Origin of the sequence: Salinimicrobium aquimaris (genome assembly GCF_035607535.1) — a bacterium.
Classification (GTDB): domain Bacteria; phylum Bacteroidota; class Bacteroidia; order Flavobacteriales; family Flavobacteriaceae; genus Salinimicrobium.
Map to the genome: position 1 here is coordinate 38,467 of NZ_JAYDZX010000015.1, position 20,461 is coordinate 58,927.

17 protein-coding genes and 1 tRNA gene are annotated in these 20,461 nt (G+C 41.7%); 11 read left to right on the forward strand and 7 right to left on the reverse strand.

Translation table 11 applies throughout. The features are described 5' to 3' along the window. Positions 1-44 precede the first annotated feature (44 nt). The 5 genes from rpoC to VR862_RS13480 all read left to right on the forward strand — a co-directional run bounded on the left by rpoC (position 45) and on the right by VR862_RS13480 (position 6,943). A complete protein-coding gene (gene rpoC / locus VR862_RS13460; protein WP_324721510.1) occupies positions 45-4,346 on the forward strand; it encodes a DNA-directed RNA polymerase subunit beta' in 4,302 nt (1,433 codons plus the stop codon). A gap of 139 nt (positions 4,347-4,485) precedes the next feature. Beyond that, complete coding sequence (locus tag VR862_RS13465) at positions 4,486-4,815, forward strand: DUF3467 domain-containing protein (RefSeq protein WP_324721511.1); 330 nt, start codon at positions 4,486-4,488, stop codon at positions 4,813-4,815. A gap of 9 nt (positions 4,816-4,824) precedes the next feature. Beyond that, entirely contained in the window at positions 4,825-5,046 is a 222-nt protein-coding gene (locus VR862_RS13470) for a PLD nuclease N-terminal domain-containing protein (protein ID WP_324721512.1), read from the forward strand. A 92-nt stretch (positions 5,047-5,138) separates the two neighbouring features. Beyond that, positions 5,139-5,603 carry a GNAT family N-acetyltransferase gene (locus VR862_RS13475; RefSeq protein ID WP_324721513.1) on the forward strand — a complete coding sequence of 155 codons (465 nt, stop codon included), beginning with the start codon at positions 5,139-5,141 and terminating at the stop codon, positions 5,601-5,603. Positions 5,604-5,749: 146 nt separating this feature from the next. Then, positions 5,750-6,943 carry a hypothetical protein gene (locus tag VR862_RS13480; RefSeq protein WP_324721514.1) on the forward strand — a complete coding sequence of 398 codons (1,194 nt, stop codon included), beginning with the start codon at positions 5,750-5,752 and terminating at the stop codon, positions 6,941-6,943. 198 nt (positions 6,944-7,141) lie between these two features. On the opposite strand, the gene VR862_RS13485 is transcribed toward VR862_RS13480, so the two are convergent. Then, a complete protein-coding gene (locus VR862_RS13485; protein ID WP_324721515.1) occupies positions 7,142-8,731 on the reverse strand; it encodes a peptide chain release factor 3 in 1,590 nt (529 codons plus the stop codon). 139 nt (positions 8,732-8,870) lie between these two features. Here VR862_RS13485 and idi point away from each other — a divergent pair, with 139 nt between their 5' ends. The 4 genes from idi to VR862_RS13505 all read left to right on the forward strand — a co-directional run bounded on the left by idi (position 8,871) and on the right by VR862_RS13505 (position 10,218). Next, positions 8,871-9,389, forward strand: coding sequence for an isopentenyl-diphosphate Delta-isomerase (gene idi / locus VR862_RS13490; protein ID WP_324721516.1), 519 nt, complete (start codon positions 8,871-8,873; stop codon positions 9,387-9,389). Continuing rightward, entirely contained in the window at positions 9,386-9,796 is a 411-nt protein-coding gene (locus tag VR862_RS13495; protein ID WP_324721517.1) for a 6-carboxytetrahydropterin synthase, read from the forward strand. The genes idi and VR862_RS13495 overlap by 4 nt, the downstream gene beginning before the upstream one ends. A gap of 70 nt (positions 9,797-9,866) precedes the next feature. After that, positions 9,867-10,133: a hypothetical protein gene (locus tag VR862_RS13500; protein ID WP_324721518.1), complete on the forward strand. Its 267-nt coding sequence runs from the start codon at positions 9,867-9,869 to the stop codon at positions 10,131-10,133. An 11-nt stretch (positions 10,134-10,144) separates the two neighbouring features. After that, positions 10,145-10,218: transfer RNA gene (locus VR862_RS13505), tRNA-Thr, on the forward strand. Between the two features lie 386 nt (positions 10,219-10,604). Here VR862_RS13505 and VR862_RS13510 read toward each other — a convergent pair. From VR862_RS13510 to VR862_RS13530, 5 genes are read right to left on the reverse strand one after another with little or no spacing between them, the layout of a single operon-like run. After that, the gene (locus VR862_RS13510; RefSeq protein WP_324721519.1) at positions 10,605-11,342 is read right to left on the reverse strand and encodes a DUF4369 domain-containing protein; all 738 of its coding nucleotides are present in this window, start codon (positions 11,340-11,342) and stop codon (positions 10,605-10,607) included. Between the two features lie 53 nt (positions 11,343-11,395). Beyond that, positions 11,396-12,661: a DUF819 family protein gene (locus VR862_RS13515; protein WP_324721520.1), complete on the reverse strand. Its 1,266-nt coding sequence runs from the start codon at positions 12,659-12,661 to the stop codon at positions 11,396-11,398. A gap of 60 nt (positions 12,662-12,721) precedes the next feature. Then, positions 12,722-13,534 (reverse strand): HAD family hydrolase, encoded by an 813-nt coding sequence (locus VR862_RS13520; RefSeq protein ID WP_324721521.1) that lies wholly within the window; start codon positions 13,532-13,534, stop codon positions 12,722-12,724. Then, positions 13,531-14,463 carry an alpha/beta hydrolase family protein gene (locus VR862_RS13525; protein WP_324721522.1) on the reverse strand — a complete coding sequence of 311 codons (933 nt, stop codon included), beginning with the start codon at positions 14,461-14,463 and terminating at the stop codon, positions 13,531-13,533. Before VR862_RS13525 ends, VR862_RS13520 begins: the two co-directional genes overlap by 4 nt. Then, a complete protein-coding gene (locus VR862_RS13530; protein WP_324721523.1) occupies positions 14,460-14,942 on the reverse strand; it encodes a hypothetical protein in 483 nt (160 codons plus the stop codon). Before VR862_RS13530 ends, VR862_RS13525 begins: the two co-directional genes overlap by 4 nt. Before the next feature lie 145 nt (positions 14,943-15,087). On the opposite strand from VR862_RS13530, the gene VR862_RS13535 reads away from it, so the two are divergent. Together VR862_RS13535 and VR862_RS13540 are read left to right on the forward strand one after the other, a co-directional pair. Continuing rightward, positions 15,088-15,867, forward strand: coding sequence for a S1/P1 nuclease (locus VR862_RS13535; protein WP_324721524.1), 780 nt, complete (start codon positions 15,088-15,090; stop codon positions 15,865-15,867). Between the two features lie 190 nt (positions 15,868-16,057). Then, positions 16,058-18,259, forward strand: a complete 2,202-nt coding sequence (locus VR862_RS13540) for a response regulator (protein WP_324721526.1) — start codon at positions 16,058-16,060, stop codon at positions 18,257-18,259. Between the two features lie 199 nt (positions 18,260-18,458). Here the strand turns inward: VR862_RS13540 and htpG are convergent, their stop codons facing one another. Then, positions 18,459-20,345 carry a molecular chaperone HtpG gene (gene htpG / locus VR862_RS13545; protein WP_324721527.1) on the reverse strand — a complete coding sequence of 629 codons (1,887 nt, stop codon included), beginning with the start codon at positions 20,343-20,345 and terminating at the stop codon, positions 18,459-18,461. Positions 20,346-20,461: the final 116 nt, after the last annotated feature.

Below are 20,461 nucleotides of genomic sequence, written 5' to 3' on the forward strand. Positions count from 1 at the left end.
TCGAATACTGCTTATTGAAAACTGATTACTACATAAAAAGTATTATGGCTAGAAATAATGATAAGAATACAGTACAGAGGTTTAACAAGATCTCTATAGGTTTAGCTTCTCCAGAGTCGATTCTTGCCGAATCACGCGGGGAGGTCTTGAAGCCTGAAACTATCAATTATCGTACGCACAAACCCGAGAGGGACGGGCTTTTCTGTGAGCGTATCTTCGGTCCTGTAAAGGATTATGAATGTGCCTGCGGAAAGTACAAAAGGATCCGTTACAAAGGGATCGTGTGTGATAGATGTGGTGTAGAGGTGACCGAAAAGAAAGTGCGTAGAGACCGCGTAGGGCATATCAACCTTGTAGTTCCTGTTGCACATATCTGGTACTTCCGTTCTTTACCTAACAAAATTGGATACCTGCTTGGTCTTCCGTCCAAAAAACTGGACATGATCATCTACTACGAGAGATACGTAGTAATTCAGCCGGGTATCGCCAAGAATGAGGATGGATCGCCGTTGAAGAAAATGGATTTCCTAACTGAAGAAGAGTACCTGAATATTCTGGATACCCTTCCGCAGGAAAACCTTTACCTGGATGACAACGATCCAAACAAATTCATTGCAAAAATGGGGGCAGAGTGTCTTATTGACATTTTGCAGCGAATAGATCTTGATTCTCTTTCTTATGAATTGAGACATAAAGCAAACAACGAAACTTCAAAACAACGTAAAACTGAAGCTCTTAAAAGACTTCAGGTTGTAGAAGCACTTCGTGATGCTAATAAGAACCGCGAGAACCGTCCCGAGTGGATGATCATGAAAGTAATTCCAATTATTCCGCCGGAATTGCGTCCATTGGTGCCGCTTGATGGAGGTCGTTTCGCAACTTCAGATTTGAATGACCTTTACCGTCGTGTGATCATTCGTAACAACCGTTTGAAGAGATTGATGGAGATCAAAGCTCCTGAGGTTATCCTTCGTAACGAGAAGCGTATGCTTCAGGAATCTGTGGATTCGTTGTTCGATAACACCCGTAAGTCTTCAGCCGTAAAAACCGATTCCAACAGGCCGTTGAAATCCCTTTCCGATTCCTTAAAAGGTAAGCAAGGACGTTTCCGTCAAAACCTGCTTGGTAAGCGTGTGGATTATTCGGCACGTTCGGTAATTGTTGTTGGACCAGAATTGAAGTTCTACGAATGTGGTCTTCCAAAAGACATGGCAGCCGAACTTTACAAGCCTTTTGTGATAAGAAAGCTTATCGAAAGAGGTATTGTTAAGACTGTGAAGTCTGCCAAGAAAATTATAGATAAAAAAGAACCTGTTGTTTGGGATATTCTTGAGAACGTGTTGAAAGGGCACCCTGTGTTGCTAAACCGGGCCCCAACCCTTCACAGATTGGGTATCCAGGCATTCCAGCCAAAACTTATCGAAGGAAAGGCGATCCAGCTACACCCGCTTGCGTGTACTGCATTCAACGCCGACTTTGATGGTGACCAGATGGCTGTTCACCTTCCGCTTGGGCCAGAGGCTATCCTTGAAGCTCAGCTGTTGATGCTAGGTTCTCACAATATTTTGAACCCTGCAAACGGTTCTCCGGTTACTGTACCTTCTCAGGATATGGTTCTTGGTCTTTACTACATGACAAAGGCCAGAAAATCGACTGAAGAAAGACCTGTAAAAGGAGAAGGCCTTACTTTCTACTCCGCAGAAGAGGTGAATATCGCCTACAACCAGAAGAGGGTTGAGCTTAATGCGATGATCAAGATTCGCACAAAAGACTTCAACGAAGCAGGAGAACTAGTATACCAGATCATAGAAACTACTGTAGGTAGAGTACTGTTCAACCAGGCTGTGCCCGAAAAGGCAGGTTTTGTGAACGAGGTACTAACCAAGAAGTCGCTTCGTGATATTATTGGTAACATCCTTAAAGTGACAAGTGTTCCCGAAACTGCGGAATTCCTTGACGCTATTAAGGAGATGGGTTATGGATTTGCATTCCGTGGAGGATTATCTTTCAGTTTGGGAGATATTATTATTCCGGAAGAAAAGCAATCTATGATTAACGATGCAAACGAGCAGGTTGAAGGTATTATAGGGAACTATAACATGGGTCTTATCACCAACAACGAGCGTTACAATCAGGTTATTGATATCTGGACTTCAACAAACGCAGGCTTAACGGAATTGGCCATGAAGCGTATTCGTGAGGATCAGCAAGGATTTAACTCGGTGTACATGATGCTTGACTCCGGGGCAAGGGGATCTAAAGAACAGATCCGTCAGTTGACCGGTATGCGTGGATTGATGGCCAAGCCTAAGAAGTCTACTTCCGGTGGTGGGGAGATCATTGAAAACCCTATTCTTTCTAACTTTAAGGAAGGTCTTTCGATCCTTGAGTACTTTATCTCTACTCACGGTGCGCGTAAAGGTCTTGCCGATACAGCCCTTAAAACTGCCGATGCAGGTTACCTAACCCGTCGTTTGGTTGACGTGTCTCAGGATGTGATCATCAACGAAGAAGATTGTGGTACCCTAAGAGGAGTAGATGTTGCACCATTGAAGAAGAACGAGGAGATCGTAGAATCTCTTGGAGAGCGAATCCTTGGTAGGACTGCCCTTCATGATGTATACGATCCTTTGACCAATGAGCTGTTGGTAGCTTCGGGTGTGGAGATCGATGAGGATATCGTGAAGAAGATCACCGATGCGCCTATTGAAAGCGTAGAGGTGAGATCGGCTCTTACTTGTGAGGCTAAGAAAGGAATATGTGTGAAATGTTACGGTCGTAACCTTGCTACCAATAAAACGGTACAAAAAGGTGAAGCCGTTGGAGTTGTAGCTGCCCAGTCTATTGGAGAACCGGGTACACAGCTTACCCTTCGTACCTTCCACGTGGGTGGTATTGCAGGAAACATTTCTGAAGAGAATAAATTGATCGCGAAGTTCCCCGGAATTGCAGAGATCGAAGACCTCAAGACTGTAAAAGGAGAAGCTCCAGATGGTAGTGAGGCAGAGATTGTGATCTCCAGAACTTCAGAATTAAAACTGAAAGATCAAAAATCCGGAATTGTGCTTAGTACAAGCAACATTCCTTATGGATCACAGATATTTATTAAGAACGGAGACAAAGTTTCCAAAGACGAGGTAATTTGCCAGTGGGATCCTTATAACGGGGTCATCATTTCAGAATTTGCAGGTAAGATCAGATACGAGAATATCGAGCAAGGGGTGACCTACCAGGTGGAGATCGATGAGCAAACAGGATTCCAGGAAAAAGTAATTTCTGAAAGCCGTAACAAAAAGCTTATCCCAACCCTCCAGATTCTTGGAAAGAAAGATGAAGTAATTCGTTCTTACAACCTTCCTGTTGGGGCTCACCTTATGGTGGACAACGACGAGAAGATCAAGGTAGGTAAGATCCTGGTTAAGATCCCACGTAAATCTTCCAAGTCCGGGGATATTACAGGAGGTCTTCCAAGGGTGACCGAGCTTTTCGAAGCACGTAACCCATCTAACCCTGCTGTTGTATCTGAAATTGACGGAGTTGTTTCCTTCGGAAAGATCAAGCGTGGTAACCGTGAGATCATTATTGAATCTAAACTTGGAGAAGTTAAGAAGTATCTTGTGAAGCTTTCTAACCAGATCCTTGTTCAGGAGAATGACTATGTGCGTGCCGGAATGCCACTTTCTGATGGTTCTGTAACGCCGGAAGATATTCTTGCTATCAAAGGACCAAGTGCTGTACAGCAGTATCTTGTGAATGAAGTGCAGGAAGTTTACCGACTACAAGGGGTGAAAATCAACGATAAGCACTTTGAAGTAGTTGTGAGACAGATGATGCGTAAGGTAAGGATCGTTGATCCGGGTGATACTATCTTCCTTGAGAACCAATTGGTACACAAGGATGATTTTACCGAGGAGAACGACGAGATCTTTGGAATGAAGGTAGTCGAAGACGCCGGAGATTCAGAGAACCTGAAGCCGGGACAGCTCGTAAGTCCAAGAGACTTGAGAGACGAGAACTCTATCCTTAGAAGAGAGGATAAGAATCTTGTAACGGCAAGGGAAGTAATTCCTGCGACAGCGACTCCGGTACTACAGGGTATTACCCGTGCATCACTACAAACCAAATCATTTATTTCTGCAGCGTCCTTCCAGGAAACTACGAAGGTACTTAACGAAGCAGCCGTAAGTGGTAAGGTTGATGAACTTGAAGGACTAAAAGAAAATGTTATTGTTGGACACAGAATCCCTGCCGGTACAGGTCTAAGGGAGTACGACCATATCATTGTTGGTTCTAAAGAAGAATTTGACGAAATGCTTGAGAAAAAGCAGGAAGTAAATTATAACTAGAAAAAAGGCCGCGAAAGCGGCCTTTTTTTTGGAGCAGACCTCAAAGGTTTTTAAAACCTTTGGGGTCTTTTTGTTCCTAGTCCGCACTCTTGAATCTTAACTTTTATTCCTACTTTTATGGTGAACTAAAAAATAACTGATGAGCGATCAAAGTAATAACAATCCAAAAAAGTCAAAAAAAGGACAGATCAATATAGAATTAGATGAAAAAGTAGCTGAAGGAACCTATTCGAACCTGGCTATAATTAATCATTCAGTTTCAGAATTTGTGGTAGATTTCGTGAGCATTATGCCGGGCACGCCAAAAAGCAAGGTAAAATCCCGAATTATCCTTACTCCGCAGCACGCCAAGCGACTGCTAAAAGCTTTGGGTGACAACGTACAGCGTTTTGAAAAGGCACATGGAGAGATAAAGGAGTACGATCAACCTAACATTCCACTGAATTTCGGTCCAACGGGACAGGCTTAACAAAACAAAATGGAGCATTTTTCTTTTGTAGCTTTTTTGTGGCAGGTATTTATGTTTGGCCTTTTAGTGGCCTGGATGTATTTTCTGTATGAAATTGTTACATCAGAATTCAATGGGAGGGAAGGAATGTTATGGGCCCTACTGGTATTTTTCGTTCCCTTTGTTGGGCTTCTCGCGTATTTAGCCTACGGTAGAAATACCCGAACCGTTAAGAATAAGTACCAAAAATGACATTTTTTAAACCGCATACTTTTAACTATAGCCGAGCTGGATTAGAAGGATTAATTTTTCTTTCCCTTTTTTAAAGAAGGTTTAAATAACAAATGACTGAATTCAAAGTCAAAAGAACTACCGCCTCAGATCCTGATTTTGTAAAGCTCGTAAAACAGCTGGATGCACATTTGGCGGTAACCGATGGAGAGGATCATTCTTTTTATGATCAATTCAACAAGCTTACTACAATCAATCATGTAGTTGTTCTTTATGAAAATGAAATTCCAGTAGCTTGCGGTGCGATCAAACATTATGATCCCGAAACAGCCGAAGTAAAAAGAATGTTCACTAAAGAAGAAAGTAGGGGAAAAGGCATGGCAGGAAAAATTCTTTCAGAACTGGAATCATGGGCCATGGAACTCAATTACAGGCGCTGGATTTTAGAAACCGGTGTAAACCAGCCCGAGGCTATAAAATTGTATAATAAATCCTGCTATCATAGAATTCCTAATTACGGCCAATATGCCGGGGTAGAAAAAAGTTTCTGCTTTGAAAAACTACTTCAGGAAAAATAAAATTTAAGCGTTACCGTTTTCCTCCTCTTCTCAATTTTGATTCATTTTCCTTACCGTATAAATATTTCTTTTGAATTGTGGTTTTCCTCAGCACACACACGTTGATTTAACATTATCTTCACATCTCAATATAACATCAGCTTTACATGCCTAAAATATTACTTCTCCTTCTCCTCTTGATGACATTTGCACACTCTCATGCCCAAAGCGACAGTCTGCAGCAAGAGATCCTCAACTATGAAGGAACAAAATCTCAGATAATCTCGAGGGGAAGAAGTCTCCTGCTTGACAAATTCCTCGAAGAAGACATGGAAAGGGTAAAAGCTATCAAAACTTATCTCATGCGGGAAGTAGAGAATAATGATTACCTGGCTATTTATCCCGGAGAGAACTGGCTTTTGCTTTACTGGACCGGGGAGTATGAGGAGCTTTTAAATGCCGTTATTAGTTTTGATGAAAATGCCATGAATAAACTAATACTGCAAATCAAGCCAGAGCACGATATGTTTTATGCCAAGGTGCAGCAAAAGACATTTCTGAATAAACCTGTGCTAAAGTGGGAGATAGAACGATCCAAGCTCTCCGACGTAGATAAGGACTTTTTAGTGTTGTATCTTGAATATCTTCTTTCCAATCCCGAAGATTCAAACAATGAACAGGAGAGGATAAATAGCCTGGCAGATAATTTTATTGCAAAGCATCCCAATAGCGACTACATCGATTATGTAAAGGAAAATATTCGTTTTCGGTTCGTAGCCTCCAACTGGGGCTTGGCCTTTGAATTTTTCAGCGGATACGGCTTTCTTACTGGTAACCTCTCCAATAGCTTTAAAGACAATATTCCAATGGGTGTCGCCTTTGATGTGGAATATAAAAAATGGACGCTGTACCTGCGAAACTATATTGGCTTCAGCTCAAATAAAGAAGAACGTCCCTTTAATGGTGGAGTGTGGGAAAAAGATTCCCAGGTGAGAATATACCTGCCCGAGGCTGCTATTGGATACGCTATTGTCAATAATGAAAGGTTTAAGATCTCTCCTTTTGCAGGCATCGGGGCAACCTCATTTGGCCCTACAGAATATGATATTGAAAAAGAGCCGGGAGTGGAAGAAGCCGGGCTGGATTTTACAACCACCTACACTGCAGGATTTAATATAGATTATAAGCTCAACTGGGGTACGGGTTTGCTTGCTCCAAATAGTCCCAAGCACAGCTACTGGTTTATTAGGCTTAGATATGGTTTCGCTGCGCCACAATTTGGACAGGAATACTCCGGCGGCATGCACTATGTTACTATTGGACTTGGCGGCTTGTACAGGGGTTCAAAGCGCGAGCTCTAATAGTAGCTAAGTTTCAACAGGCGATTTGAACAAGCTGAACATTCATGATCTAATCAATAGCCCTTAGACAGAACACTAATCCCTGCCGGATTTCCCACTCCGGGGTATGTAATCGGGTGAGGGTTTTTTATATGGAACAAATACCTTCCAAAAATGTCACTTTTGGAAGGTATTCCTGAATTAATATTTCGTTCGCTTCTATTTAAACTCCGACACAAAATGGAATTTCACATGCGGATATTTCTGCTGTGCCATTTGCAGAGAAAAAGCAGAATCTGCAAGGAAAACCAGCTGTCCCCGCTTATCGTGAGCAAGGAACTTCGATTTTACCCTTTTAAAGTCCTTGAATTCTTCGCTTTTTGGATCTTCAGGATCCACCCAACAGGCCTTATGTACATTTAAGTTTTCATAAGTACACTTTGCGCCGTATTCGTGTTCAAGACGATATTGGATCACCTCAAACTGCAGGGCACCTACCGTTCCTATAACCTTTCGGCCATTGAGTTCCAGAATGAAGAGCTGTGCTACTCCTTCATCCATAAGCTGATCGATCCCTTTTTCCAGTTGCTTGGATTTCATAGGATCGGCGTTATTGATGTACCGGAAATGTTCAGGTGAAAAGCTGGGGATTCCTTTGTAGCGTAACTCTTCACCTTCAGTTAAAGTGTCCCCTATCTTGAAGTTCCCCGTGTCGTGAAGTCCTACAATATCTCCTGGATAGGAAACATCAACGATCTCTTTTCTTTCAGCAAAAAAGGCGTTAGGGCTGGAGAATTTTAACTTTTTGTTGTGCCTCACGTGTAAGTATGGAGTATTTCTCTCAAATTTTCCCGAAACGATCTTCACAAAAGCTAAGCGGTCCCTGTGTTTAGGATCCATATTGGCATGGATCTTAAAAACAAAACCAGTAAAATTCTCTTCGGAAGGTTCTACTTTGCGAACATCACTCTCCTTTGGGCGGGGAGGAGGGGCTATGTTAATGAAACAATCCAATAATTCTCTAACCCCAAAATTGTTTAAAGCCGAACCAAAGAAGACCGGCTGCAGATTTCCGGCCAAATAGGCCTCTTTATCAAACTCAGGATACACCCCCTGGACCAGCTCCAGTTCCTCGCGAAGGGTTCCTGCAGCTTTTTCCCCGATAAGTTTGTCGAGTTCCTGAGAAGCAAGATCGGAGATCTCTACTGTTTCTTCGATGTCTTTTCTTGGATCTCCGGTAAAGAGGTTGACATTTTGCTCCCAGATGTTATAGATCCCCTTAAAATCGTAACCCATACCAATGGGGAAACTCAGAGGTGTTACGGTAAGGTTCAGCTTTTGTTCGATCTCATCAAGAAGTTCAAAGGCATCTTTACCTTCCCGGTCCAATTTATTAATGAAAACGATCATTGGGATGTTGCGCATACGGCAAACTTCCACAAGCTTCTCGGTCTGCTCCTCAACCCCTTTGGCAACGTCGATCACCACGATCACAGAATCAACAGCGGTAAGGGTTCTAAAAGTGTCTTCAGCAAAATCCTTGTGCCCCGGAGTGTCCAGGATATTGATCTTGTTGTTTTTATATTCGAAAGCAAGTACAGAAGTTGCAACCGAAATACCTCTCTGTCGCTCGATCTCCATGAAGTCACTGGTTGCTCCTTTTTTGATTTTATTGGACTTCACAGCCCCGGCTTCCTGTATGGCGCCTCCAAAAAGCAGCAACTTTTCTGTAAGCGTGGTTTTACCGGCATCGGGGTGGGAAATGATCCCAAAGGTCCTTCTTCTCTTGATCTCTTCTTGAAATTTCATACTCGTATTTAAGGCTGCAAAGATAATTATTTGATCGTGAAATTAATGATAACCAAAGCCACTCCTTTGGAGGCAATTCTAAACTCCCAAAAATGTGTTTTCCCGCCCGTTTTTGTACATTTGAAGCTCAATTTTTGCAATGAAAGAAGAACAAGTAATCCTGGTAAATGAAAATGATGAGCAGATAGGTCTTATGCCGAAGATGGAAGCTCATGAAAAAGCATTGCTGCACAGGGCTTTTTCAGTCTTTATCTTTAATGACAAGAACGAGCTTATGATCCAGCAGCGGGCTTTGGGTAAATATCACTCTCCCGGATTGTGGACCAACACCTGTTGCAGTCACCAGCGGGAAGGGGAAACTAACATAGAGGCGGGAAAACGTCGCCTACAGGAAGAAATGGGATTTTCAACAGATCTTAAAGATACTGTTTCCTTTATCTATAAAGCTCCCTTTGACAATGGACTCACAGAACACGAATTCGATCATATTCTTGTAGGACACTACAATGACGAACCCAATCTGAATCCTGAAGAGGCGCATGATTATAAATGGGTGAGTCTGGAAGAGCTTAAAAAGGATATGAAAGTAAATCCGGATATCTATACTGCCTGGTTTAAGATCATCTTTGACAAATACTATAATCATATCAAACAATGAGGGTTACCGTAAACAGAAAGGCTCATTTTAATGCAGCGCACCGGTTGCATCGCAAAGACTGGGATGACGAGAAAAATGCCAGAGTCTTTGGAAAGTGTAGTAATCCTAATTACCACGGCCATAATTATGACCTCATTGTAGCAGTTACGGGGGAGGTCGATCCCCGAACAGGTTTTGTAGTGAACCTTAAAGACCTGAAAAGATTGATATATGAAAAAATAGAAGTTCCATTTGATCATAAAAATCTGAATCTCGAGGTACCCGAATTTAAGGACCTGAATCCCACAGCCGAAAACATTGCTGTAGTAATATGGAATAAGTTGAGAGCCGAATTGGAGTCGCATCTCGATCTGGAAGTCACCCTGTATGAAACTCCCCGTAATTTTGTTACCTACCGCGGAGAATAAAAAAATATTTCAAAACTGTTTTTTGAATTAAGAAATAGTGTAAATTCGCTGCTGAAAAATTACGCGTAAGATGGCGAACAGAAGAACACTTAAAAGAGATATCAATTACGTTTTTGGAGATATCATTGAGGCGGCTTACCTGCACCAGGTAACCCATCCTAATGAGGATCCGGCCAAATCTGAAGAGATTGTTGACGAAGCAATTTCAGATTTTGACGAATTGATCGGAAAGATGAATCAAAAAGATGTTGAGAATAAGAAGCAACATTTTAGAGGTATAGAAAAAGAGCTCGAGGTGAAAGCCAGAGATCTTGTAGAAAAAATAAACGCTCTTTAAAAAGAGCATTTGCCGATGTAGCTCAGCTGGCTAGAGCAGCTGATTTGTAATCAGCAGGTCGTGGGTTCGAGTCCCTCCATCGGCTCAAAGCCTCTTCAGAAATGAAGGGGCTTTTTTTATGGAGGGACGAGAAGTTTATCCTGAGCGCAAGCAGCATTTTTTGCTGCTGAAGTCGAAGGGAGTCCCTCCATCGGCTCAATTAAAAAGCTTCCTTTTTGGAAGTTTTTTTTATGCTAAAGATTATTGCCCCGGTAGCTTACCACGTCTGTAAATAGGATTGAGTTTAGGAGTCAGTTCCCTTTAAATGCTCTGGCAGTTTGTCCCGAGAAATTTATTTCAGGTTCCCGGTTTAAAATCTAAGCCCCGGATTTAGGTTCAAAGCAGATAAGCTTTAAATCCTCAATTCTTTTATTCCGGGCAAAAAAAATCCCGCTTTAGTAAAGCGGGAGGTAAGACAAATCGGTAATCAGTCTAAGCTTGAGAATCAGTTTCTCCAGCCTCTTCTTTTTCCATTTCCCGGCGTTCCTCTAAAAAATCCTCCAGGCTTTTTCCATATCGGGAATCCTTGACCTCGGGAGTAAGGGAGTTATAAATGGTATCCAGGAACTTGATGTTGGCGTCATAGATCTCAGAGATAGCCAGATATGGAGCTAGTTCAAGGTCTTTGTTATTAATGGCAAAGTTAACTGTATACAAATATCTTCTTCGCAGCAGCTTGTCGTATTCGGCATTGGCCGAATCAAGGGAGGCTGCATTCTCTTCTTCCTGTGCTTTTATACTTTGCTGAATAAGTTCAAGGTTGCGGGTATTGAACCTGTTTATCATGCTTTGATATTCCAGGAATTTTTTCTGATTTTCGGAACCTTCGACCACTGCATCAGCCTCAAAATTCTTTAGGGTTGTATTGATGATCATTTCTCCTGGTTCAGCAAAGAACATGAGGCGGTCATCATATATATTGTTGTCCTTCTTATTGAGGTAGAGGTACAAAACCTGCGGGCTCTCAATGTGGGTGTCAAAAATGAAATTTTCGTCACCTTTCATTACAACAGAATCCAGGGTGATAAGACTGGTGTCTTCAATTTTTTGAAGATACAAGGTACCCTTTTTAAGTCCCTGTACTTTTCCTTTTATCTGGAGGTTGGTTTCTTCGGAAGTACAGGCTGCAAGAGTGATAATAGCAATAAAAAGTAATCCTAATTTTTTCATGAATGTCTTGTGATAATTTGCGCGCAAATATGCTAAAAAAACCTGTTTAAACTTTAAGCTCCGGCAGCTATTTGCATTAAAATCGTACTTAAGATCGCCCCATAGGTTCCCACTACATAACCAAAAACAGCAAGTAAAACACCTACTGTAGCAAGGGAAGGGTGAAAGGCAGCCGCAACTACAGGTGCAGATGCTGCACCACCCACATTTGCCTGGCTTCCCACGGCAAGAAAGAAGTAGGGTGCTTTTATAATCTTTGCGACTAGAATTAGAAGCCCGGCATGAATTGCCATCCACACAAGACCTATAGCTATAAGACCGGGGTTGTCAAAAACCATAGTGAGGTCCATCTTCATTCCAATAGTGGCCACAAGGAAATAAATAAACACACTTCCCAGCTTACTTGCCCCGGCGCCCTCATACTCTTTGGCGCGGGTAAAGGAAAGAATAATTCCCACTGCAGTCGCAATCGAGATCATCCAAAAGAAGGTAGAAGCAAAAGACGATAGGGCAGACTTATTGTCGTTGAAAACTTCAAAGTTTGATGTCAGGAATCCAGCTATTCCATCGGCACTCCAATGGGCGAAACCTACCGCACCAAAGGCCAGGGCTAACATGATCATAAGATCTGCCAGGGAAGGATTGCGGGTGACACTTTCGGCATAAGCAGTAACTTTTTTCTTCAGACTTTCAATAGCCGAATTGTCTGCACGAAGCCATTCATCAATTCTGTCACTTTTACCAATCCCCATAAGAAGAATGGCCATCCATAGGTTGGCAACAACAATATCAACCAGTACCATTCCGCCGTACAGGTCGGGGTTATATTCAAAGATCTCAAGCATTGCTGCCTGGTTGGCCCCACCACCAATCCAGCTACCTGCCAGGGTGGAAAGCCCTCTCCATACAGCATCGGGACCTACACCGCCAACAGTTTCAGGCGAGAAAAGTGATATCAGGAGAATGGCAATAGGCCCTCCAATGATAATACCTATAGTTCCGGTAAAGAACATGATCAAGGCTTTCGGCCCAAGGTTAAAAATAGCCTTGAGGTCGATACTAAGAGTCATTAAGACCAGAGAGGCGGGTAACAAATACCGGCTTGCCACGAAGTACAACTGTGAAGTCTCATCAGAAATTATGTTGAGAGAATTCAGAATTGCAGGAATGAGGTAGCACATTAGCAGTGCCGGCACCACTTTATAGAATTTGTACCAAAAACCTGTTTTTTGGGAGGAGGTAAAAAACACAAAACCTAAAGCCAGCATCAAGAGACCAAGGACGATGGCATCATTGGTGAAAATTGGGGGGTTGTCCATAAATTGCCTTTAAGACCGGCAAAATACAATTTTTAGAACTTCCTTAAAAATTTATTAAAGTCAGGCAGTTCCAAAAAGTTCCTGCAGGCTTTTAGCCACTCCGTCCTCTGTATGGTGATGAGTTATTTTCCTGGCAACCTCCAGGATCTCGGGCCTGGCATTCCCTACTGCAATACCCATACCTGCAGCTTTGAGCATTTCGTAGTCATTGTAGTTGTCTCCAAAGGCGATCGTTTCTTCCAGGGATAACCTGAAGTGGGAGTTCAACAGAAATTCAACTGCGGTCAATTTGGATACCTCCTTATTAGTAATTTCCAGGTAAGTTGGTTTTGAGCGGTAAAGGTGCAGTTGATCTTTATACGCTGCAAAAAGGTATTTTTCTATTGCCTCTATTTTTTCGGCTTCCCCCATACACATGATCTTGTGAGCACCTTTTTTAGCAGATTTCCACTCCTGCAGCACACTATTTAAGGACTTTACTTTTGGTGAAACCTGCGTGTTATTTTCTTCTCGCTTGGCCCAGTAATCATATTGGGGTACGTACCAATCCCGATCATTATAGAGGCTGATGTGGCAATCTTGTTCCAAATTGAAAGCGTGAAGAGCACTCACGGTCTCCCAAGGAATTTCCTTTGACACTACTGTCTCCCCGTTCAGGATTATTTGTGCTCCATTATAGCAAATAAGAGGTTGATGAGAAATGTGTAATTCTTCCTGAAGGTGCTCCATGGCCTGCGGCATCCTGGAGGAAATAAGGACAACGGGGATTTCGTTTTGAAGTTGTTGGAAAACCTGTTTGGTGAGTGAAGAGAGCTTTCTGTCCTTGTTCAGTAAGGTGCCATCAATATCTGTAAAAATAATTCTGTAGTTCATTCTACCTCCCTTATAAATTTCACCAGAACATCTACTAATTCAGGATGTAAGGGTCTGCCGGTTTCATTGTACGACTTTGAGTTCTCAAGATCATCCCCTTCAATTTTGCGTAAGACATGGTTCATGTCCTGAAGTATCACGAGTTGTGCATTGGGATTGGCTATTCTTAAGGCTTCAGCTTCTGCCTCCTCGACTTGCAGATCTTTGCTTCCATTGACAAGGAGCACCGGGATCTCCAGTTGTGATATCTCTTCCTTTGGTTCATACTTCATCCAGGAAAGAATGAAAGGCTGTACGGAGGGCCTGAATATAGATTCCAAAACAGGATTATAACTACCGGTACTGCCCGATTCTCTTAATTCACTAAACGCCTGTTGTGCATTTCCTTTTAGACCCGGCATTTGATTTGCAATTTGCTGAATGAGAATAGAATCTATGGGTTGGGCCACTCCGGCTACCGAGATAAAAGCATCTGCCCTGTTTTTTGCTGCCACCATTCCTACAAGAGATCCCTGGCTGTGACCAAGAACAATAAGCTTATTAAATCTTTTGTCTTCCCCGAAATGTTCCAGGACACTTATAGCGTCAGTAATAAAGTCATCAAATCTTATATCCTGCTCTTTAATTCCCAGTCGCTGCATTTGCATGATCCTCTTGTCATAACGATAGGTGGAAATCCCCTTTTCAACCAGGGCGAAGGCAAGCTTTTTTAGAGCATCATTCTTCATAAAGGATTGATTCCCGTGTCTGTCTGTAGGTCCCGACCCCTGTAACATGATCACCAGGGGGCTTGCTCCTGAAGAGTTAGGTGTGATCAAGGTACCTTTAACATAGGGATCAAGGTTAACTTCAGTAGAAATGAATTTGTCTTCCTGGGCTAATCCGTAAACAGATATTAGGAAGAGGATAGCAGAGATGATGTTTTTCATGAATGAAAGTATAGGTTTATGATTTTTTGAGCTGCTTTGGGTCTTTGAGTGCCAATAAGAAAGTCTTCTCCCGCTTTGGTCTTAAGCTGAATTCCTTTGGAACCGTAAATATGATATGCCTTATTATTGCTTCCGAGGCCGCGAATGCCCCAACCTCCGTACTCTTTCACTATGTCCAGCTCCCGGACATAGCATTTTTCGATCTCTCCCCAATTGTAGTGTTTTTCTGTAAATTTAAACGGTTTAAACCGGGCAGAAACTCCCTCTTTATCAATTTGCGTTTCCAGCCGGGTATAGGCAAGGGCGAAGACCAGCGGTGCGGCGATCAACAGGCTTATCGTGGAAACTATGACTGCAGTGCTTTCTTCAGCTTCCAAGGTGGCGTAATAAGCAGTGCCTACAATTATGACAATTACCGAAAGAATGAACATAAATAACCACCACCTCTTGATGAATTGCTGCTCCCGAAAGACCTTCATAAGTAGATATTTGTTCTTTTAAAGTTACAATATCCTGTTGTTCTCTACAACCCGCCAAAAATGAGAAAAATTAGGCAGGATTTTTGAAATTGTCTTAAAAACGTCTTTTGAATTTCTATCTTTGAAGACCTTAAAAATTACATACATGAAAATTTATTTACTGCTTGCGGCTTTTTTAATTTCCAGTTTCACTTTTGCCTCAGAAAATGATTGGGGGAGAACAGGCCATAGGGCTACAGGAGAAGTAGCAGAACAGCACCTGACCAAAAAAGCTAAAGAGAAGGTAAGGGAGATCCTTAACGGAATGAACCTGGCTTTTGTTTCTACTTATGGTGATGATATCAAGAGTGATCCCGCCTATAGAAAGTATAATCCATGGCACTATGTTAATCTTAACCCCGGGGAGACCGAGTATTCAAAAGAAACAGCAAATCCCGACGGCGATCTTGTCCATGGAATCAATACTTCAATTGAAGTTTTAAAAGACAAAAGCGCTTCAAAAGAGGACAAGGAATTTGCGCTAAAAATGCTTGTTCATTTTGTTGGAGACCTTCATCAACCATTACACGCAGGTAGGGGAGAAGATAAAGGAGGAAATGACATACAAGTGAGATGGTTTGGAGATGGTTCTAACCTCCACAGGGTTTGGGATAGTGAGATGATCAACGATTTTGATATGAGCTACAGTGAACTTGCCCATAACACAGATGCACTTTCAAAAGAACAGATCAAAAATATTCAGAAAGGTTCGGTATTGGACTGGATGTACGAGTCGAAAAAACTGGCAAACCAGGTCTATGATTCCGTGGAAGTTGGTGAGAAGCTGGGATATGAGTACATGTACAACTGGTTTCCTGTAGTACATGATCAAATACAAAAAGGTGGGCTTAGACTTGCCAGGATCCTTAATGAGATCTACAGGTAAACATACCTGTTAAGAATAAAGTAAAACCCGGATATAGAAAATCCGGGTTTTTTTGTGCCCGAAGGTATGCTGTTGCAATAAAGTTTCTAAAAAATAAACATTTTTCTTCTTAAATAATCTTTTTTGTTGCATAAGATGCTAAAAATAAATAATTTGCAGCGCCCTATTTTCTGAACTTAATTACAGCCATTTGAGAAAAAATTACCTGCTGAGTGTTTTTGGATTCCTTCTGTGCTTTGCTGTATTTTCTCAAAGCTCCAACAAGTCATACAAGAGCTTTACAGATAGTTTAGCGAATGCAGCAAGTATGGCTTATTTTGATTACGATTTCAATCGTTCTATTGAGCATTCTCTTGAGCTTATAGAAGTGGCCTCTATAAGAAACGATTTCTACAACCTTAACCACGCCTATAATATCTTAGGGGTTACATACGAAAAACTTGAGGACACGACCAGGGCACAGGAGAATTATGTAAAAGCACTGGAATTTGCCCGTTCAAGTAATAATGACACCCTGCTTTGGTACGCCTATAATAACCTGGGTAATATCTATTCTTCCAATAAAAAGACCATTGAAAAAGGTCTAAATTATTACAGGAAGGCTCTGGAAGTTTCTTCCCGAATCCCGGGAAGTGACCAGGCGCTTACCCCGGTGATGAATATTGCCTGGACCTATCTTGAAAATCATAGCTACAATAAGGCGCTCCCTTACCTTCAAAGAGCCTGGAATTTATTTAAAAATTCCAAAGAAGAGGATCTACTAACAAAAAGCAATCTCAATACCCTTTTTGGAATGTATTATTCCGGCAAAGAGGATTTCGATCTTTCCAGGGAATACTTTGAGGTGGGAATTGAAGCAGCGGAAAAGGATACTCTAATTGCCGAAGCATCTTTTGCATATGAAGAGTTCGCAAAAATGCTGTTTAAAAGCGGGAGTTTTAATGAGGCATATACCGCACTTGATAAACACCAAACTTTCAGGGAAAAGATCTTTGATAAGGATAAACAATTGCAAAGGAAGGCAGTCTATGAAAGATTCCAGACAGAGGAATTCAAGAAAGATCTGCAGGCTGCAAAACGGGAACAACTATACAAAGATGAGGTATTGGAGAAGACACAGCAGCTGTCGGTTGTTATGGTTATTTCTTTAATTGTAATGTTCTTTTTCGTCATCCTTCTTTTCAGGAATAATAAGGTAAGGAAGAAATTGATCTCACAGTTAAAGGACAAAAATGGAGAACTCAAGCTGGCAAAGGAAGAAGCTGAAAGGTTATCAAGTCTAAAAACCCGTTTCTTCTCCACAGTGAGCCATGAACTACGTACGCCATTATATGGAGTAGTGGGGCTGGCTTCTCTGCTCCTCGAGGAAAACAAAGGAAAGGAACAGGAAGATGATCTAAGGTCTCTAAAATTCTCTGCAGATTATTTGCTTGCCCTTATTAATGATGTTCTCCAAATGAACAAGATGGAGGCACAATTGATACACCTTGAGAACAGCAGCTTTGACATGAATTCCCTATTTCAGGGCATCATTAAGACCTTTGAAAATACAAGGAAGAACAAATGTGTACAATTGGATCTTGAAGTAGATCCTTCCATTCCTGTTTTAGTGGGAGATTCCATGCGACTGTCGCAGATCATGATGAACCTTGTGGGAAATGCGGTTAAATTTACTGAAGAAGGCAGGATATGGATCAAAGCAGAAAACAAGTCCTGCAGCAATGGTAAATGCCTCATCTATTTTGAAGTTGGAGATACCGGGATAGGTATTCCCCAAAATAAACAGGAAGAGATCTTTGAAGAGTTTTCCCAGTTAAAAACCCAGAATCTCAATTACCAGGGTACAGGCCTTGGACTTCCTATTGTCAAAAAGCTGGTTGAACTGTTTGGATCTAAAATTAACATTCAAAGTACCGAAGGCGAAGGTTCGGTTTTCAGTTTCACAATAGAATTTGAACAGGGAGAAGAAGCCGAAAGTTTAAAACCTCTGGGAATAGATATTTCAGAAATTGAGGAAAAAACAGCAACACGAATATTGATCGTGGACGACAACAGGATCAATCAGGTAGTCACCCGCCGAATTCTTGAAAAACGAGACTTCCAATGTCTTGTGGCAAACAGTGGGGAAGAAGCACTCGAGATCCTTAAATCCACGCCGCTTGATATTGTCCTCATGGATGTTAACATGCCGGGAATGAATGGTATGGAAACTACCGTGAAGATCAGGGAATTCAATTCGCATATCCCTGTCATAGCATTAACGGCAGTAGAGGTAGGTGAGATGAAGGAGGAGATCCTTGCAGCAGGAATGAACGATATCATCAATAAGCCATATGATATCCCGCAGTTCTTCAATACCATCTTCAGGAACTTATTACAGCCGGTAGCGTAGTGCCTGCGGCAATTCAAGATTGAGTATTCAAAATTAATTCAGTATCTGTTTATTAGAAGATTCCCCCTGTCGGCGGAATGACAATTGTGCGCTCCTTGCAGAAAGTATACTGCAATATTTTTTTATCCACTTATACCATTAAAAAAACCGTTCCGCTGTTACAGCAAAACGGTTTTTGAATTTGAATAGATCTTAAACCCTATTTGATCATCTCAAAGCTACGCTTGATAAATGAGGTCAATTCTTCCCCTTTTAGGAGGTTCTGTGAAAGTCGGGCAAGATCAAGGGATTGCTTGATCAAACGCTCTTGTTTTTTCTCGGTCTTGGTGTTTAGGATCTCGGTAATTAGCGGGTGATTGGTGTTCACAACCAGGTTGTACATCTCCGGCATATTGCCCATTCCAAACATTCCTCCACCACCGGTTTGCTGCATCTCTTTCATCCTTCTCATGAATTCCGGCTGGGTAATGATCAAAGGCGCTGCATTGCTATCCATAGATTCCAGCTGTACCGTATATTTTTCTTTTGGTACTACTTTCTCAAAGTCGGCTTTTAGCTTCTCTTTCTCCTCTTCATTAAGCTTGGAAATCTTCTCTTCATCCTTTTTGATGAGGTTATCTACATGGTCGGCATCCACACGGGCGAAAGATACCTTTTCTTCTCCCATTTCCAGCTTTTGAAGCAGGTGAGAAACAATTGGAGAATCAAGAAGTAATACTTCATAACCTTTTTCCTTTGCAGATTCTATATAACTGTGTTGATCATCTTTATTTGAAGCATAAAGGATCACGCGGTTACCATCTTTATCGGTCTGGTTGTCTTTGATCTTCTCAATTAGTTCGGCAAAGGTGAAGTACTTGTCATCAACCGTTGGGTAAAGCGCAAAGTCTTTTGCCTTTTCGAAGAACTTATCTTCAGAAAGCATTCCATACTCAATAACGATCTTGATGTCATTCCATTTCTTTTCAAAATCCTCACGGTTGTTATTGAACAGAGACTTCAGCTTATCTGCCACTTTACGGGTAATGTAGCTAGAGATCTTTTTCACTGCGCCGTCTGCCTGCAGGTAAGAACGGGATACGTTCAGCGGGATGTCGGGAGAATCAATTACTCCGCGCAGCATGGTAAGGAACTCAGGAACTATTCCCTCTACGTTATCTGTAACGAATACCTGATTTTGATATAGCTGGATCTTATCCTTCTGAATGTTCATGTCCTGAGACATTTTTGGGAAGTAAAGGATCCCGGTAAGGTTAAAAGGATAATCTACGTTGAGGTGAATGTGGAACAACGGCTCCTCGAACTGCATTGGGTAAAGTTCCCTGTAGAAGTCCTTGTAATCTTTATCCTCAAGATCTGTTGGCTGCTTTGTCCATGCAGGATTGGTGTTGTTTACAATATTATCTACTGTCCTGGTATCCGGCTTTGCATCTTTCGGAGCATCTTCAGGTAAGTCTAAGGTCTCTTCCCGGGTTCCGAATTTTATTGGGATAGGCATGAACTTATTGTACTTCACAAGCAGTTCTTCTATCCTGTTCTCCTCCAAAAATTCTTTATCATCTTCGTTGATGTGAAGAATAATATCTGTCCCGTGGTTCTTTTTGTCGGCTTCCTCTAGAGTGAATTCAGTAGTACCTTCACACACCCAGTGAGCTGCGGGTTCATCTTTATAGGATTTAGTGATGATCTCCACTTTATTAGCTACCATGAATGCCGAATAGAACCCAAGTCCAAAATGACCTATGATCCCGCTATCCTTAGCAGAATCCTTATACTTTTCTAAAAATTCTTCAGCACCCGAAAATGCAACCTGGTTGATGTATTTTTCAACCTCTTCTTTGGTCATTCCAATTCCCTGGTCGCTTATGATAAGTTGCTTCTTGTCCTTATCAATTTTAACTTCAATTACGGGATTGCCGTATTCGACCTTAGCCTCTCCAATCGTAGTAAGGTGTTTTAATTTTAAAGTAGCATCTGTAGCGTTAGAGATCAATTCGCGTAGAAAGATCTCGTGATCACTGTATAAAAACTTCTTTATTAAAGGAAAAATGTTTTCAACAGATACATTAATGTTTCCGGTTGCCATATATTTTGGTTTATTAAATTTTACGTTCTCCCAAAGAAGTCAAAAAAAGTACCAACAAGGCGCCGCTGACAAACTGACAGCGTAAGTAATTTATCAGACTTTTCTTCGACTATAAA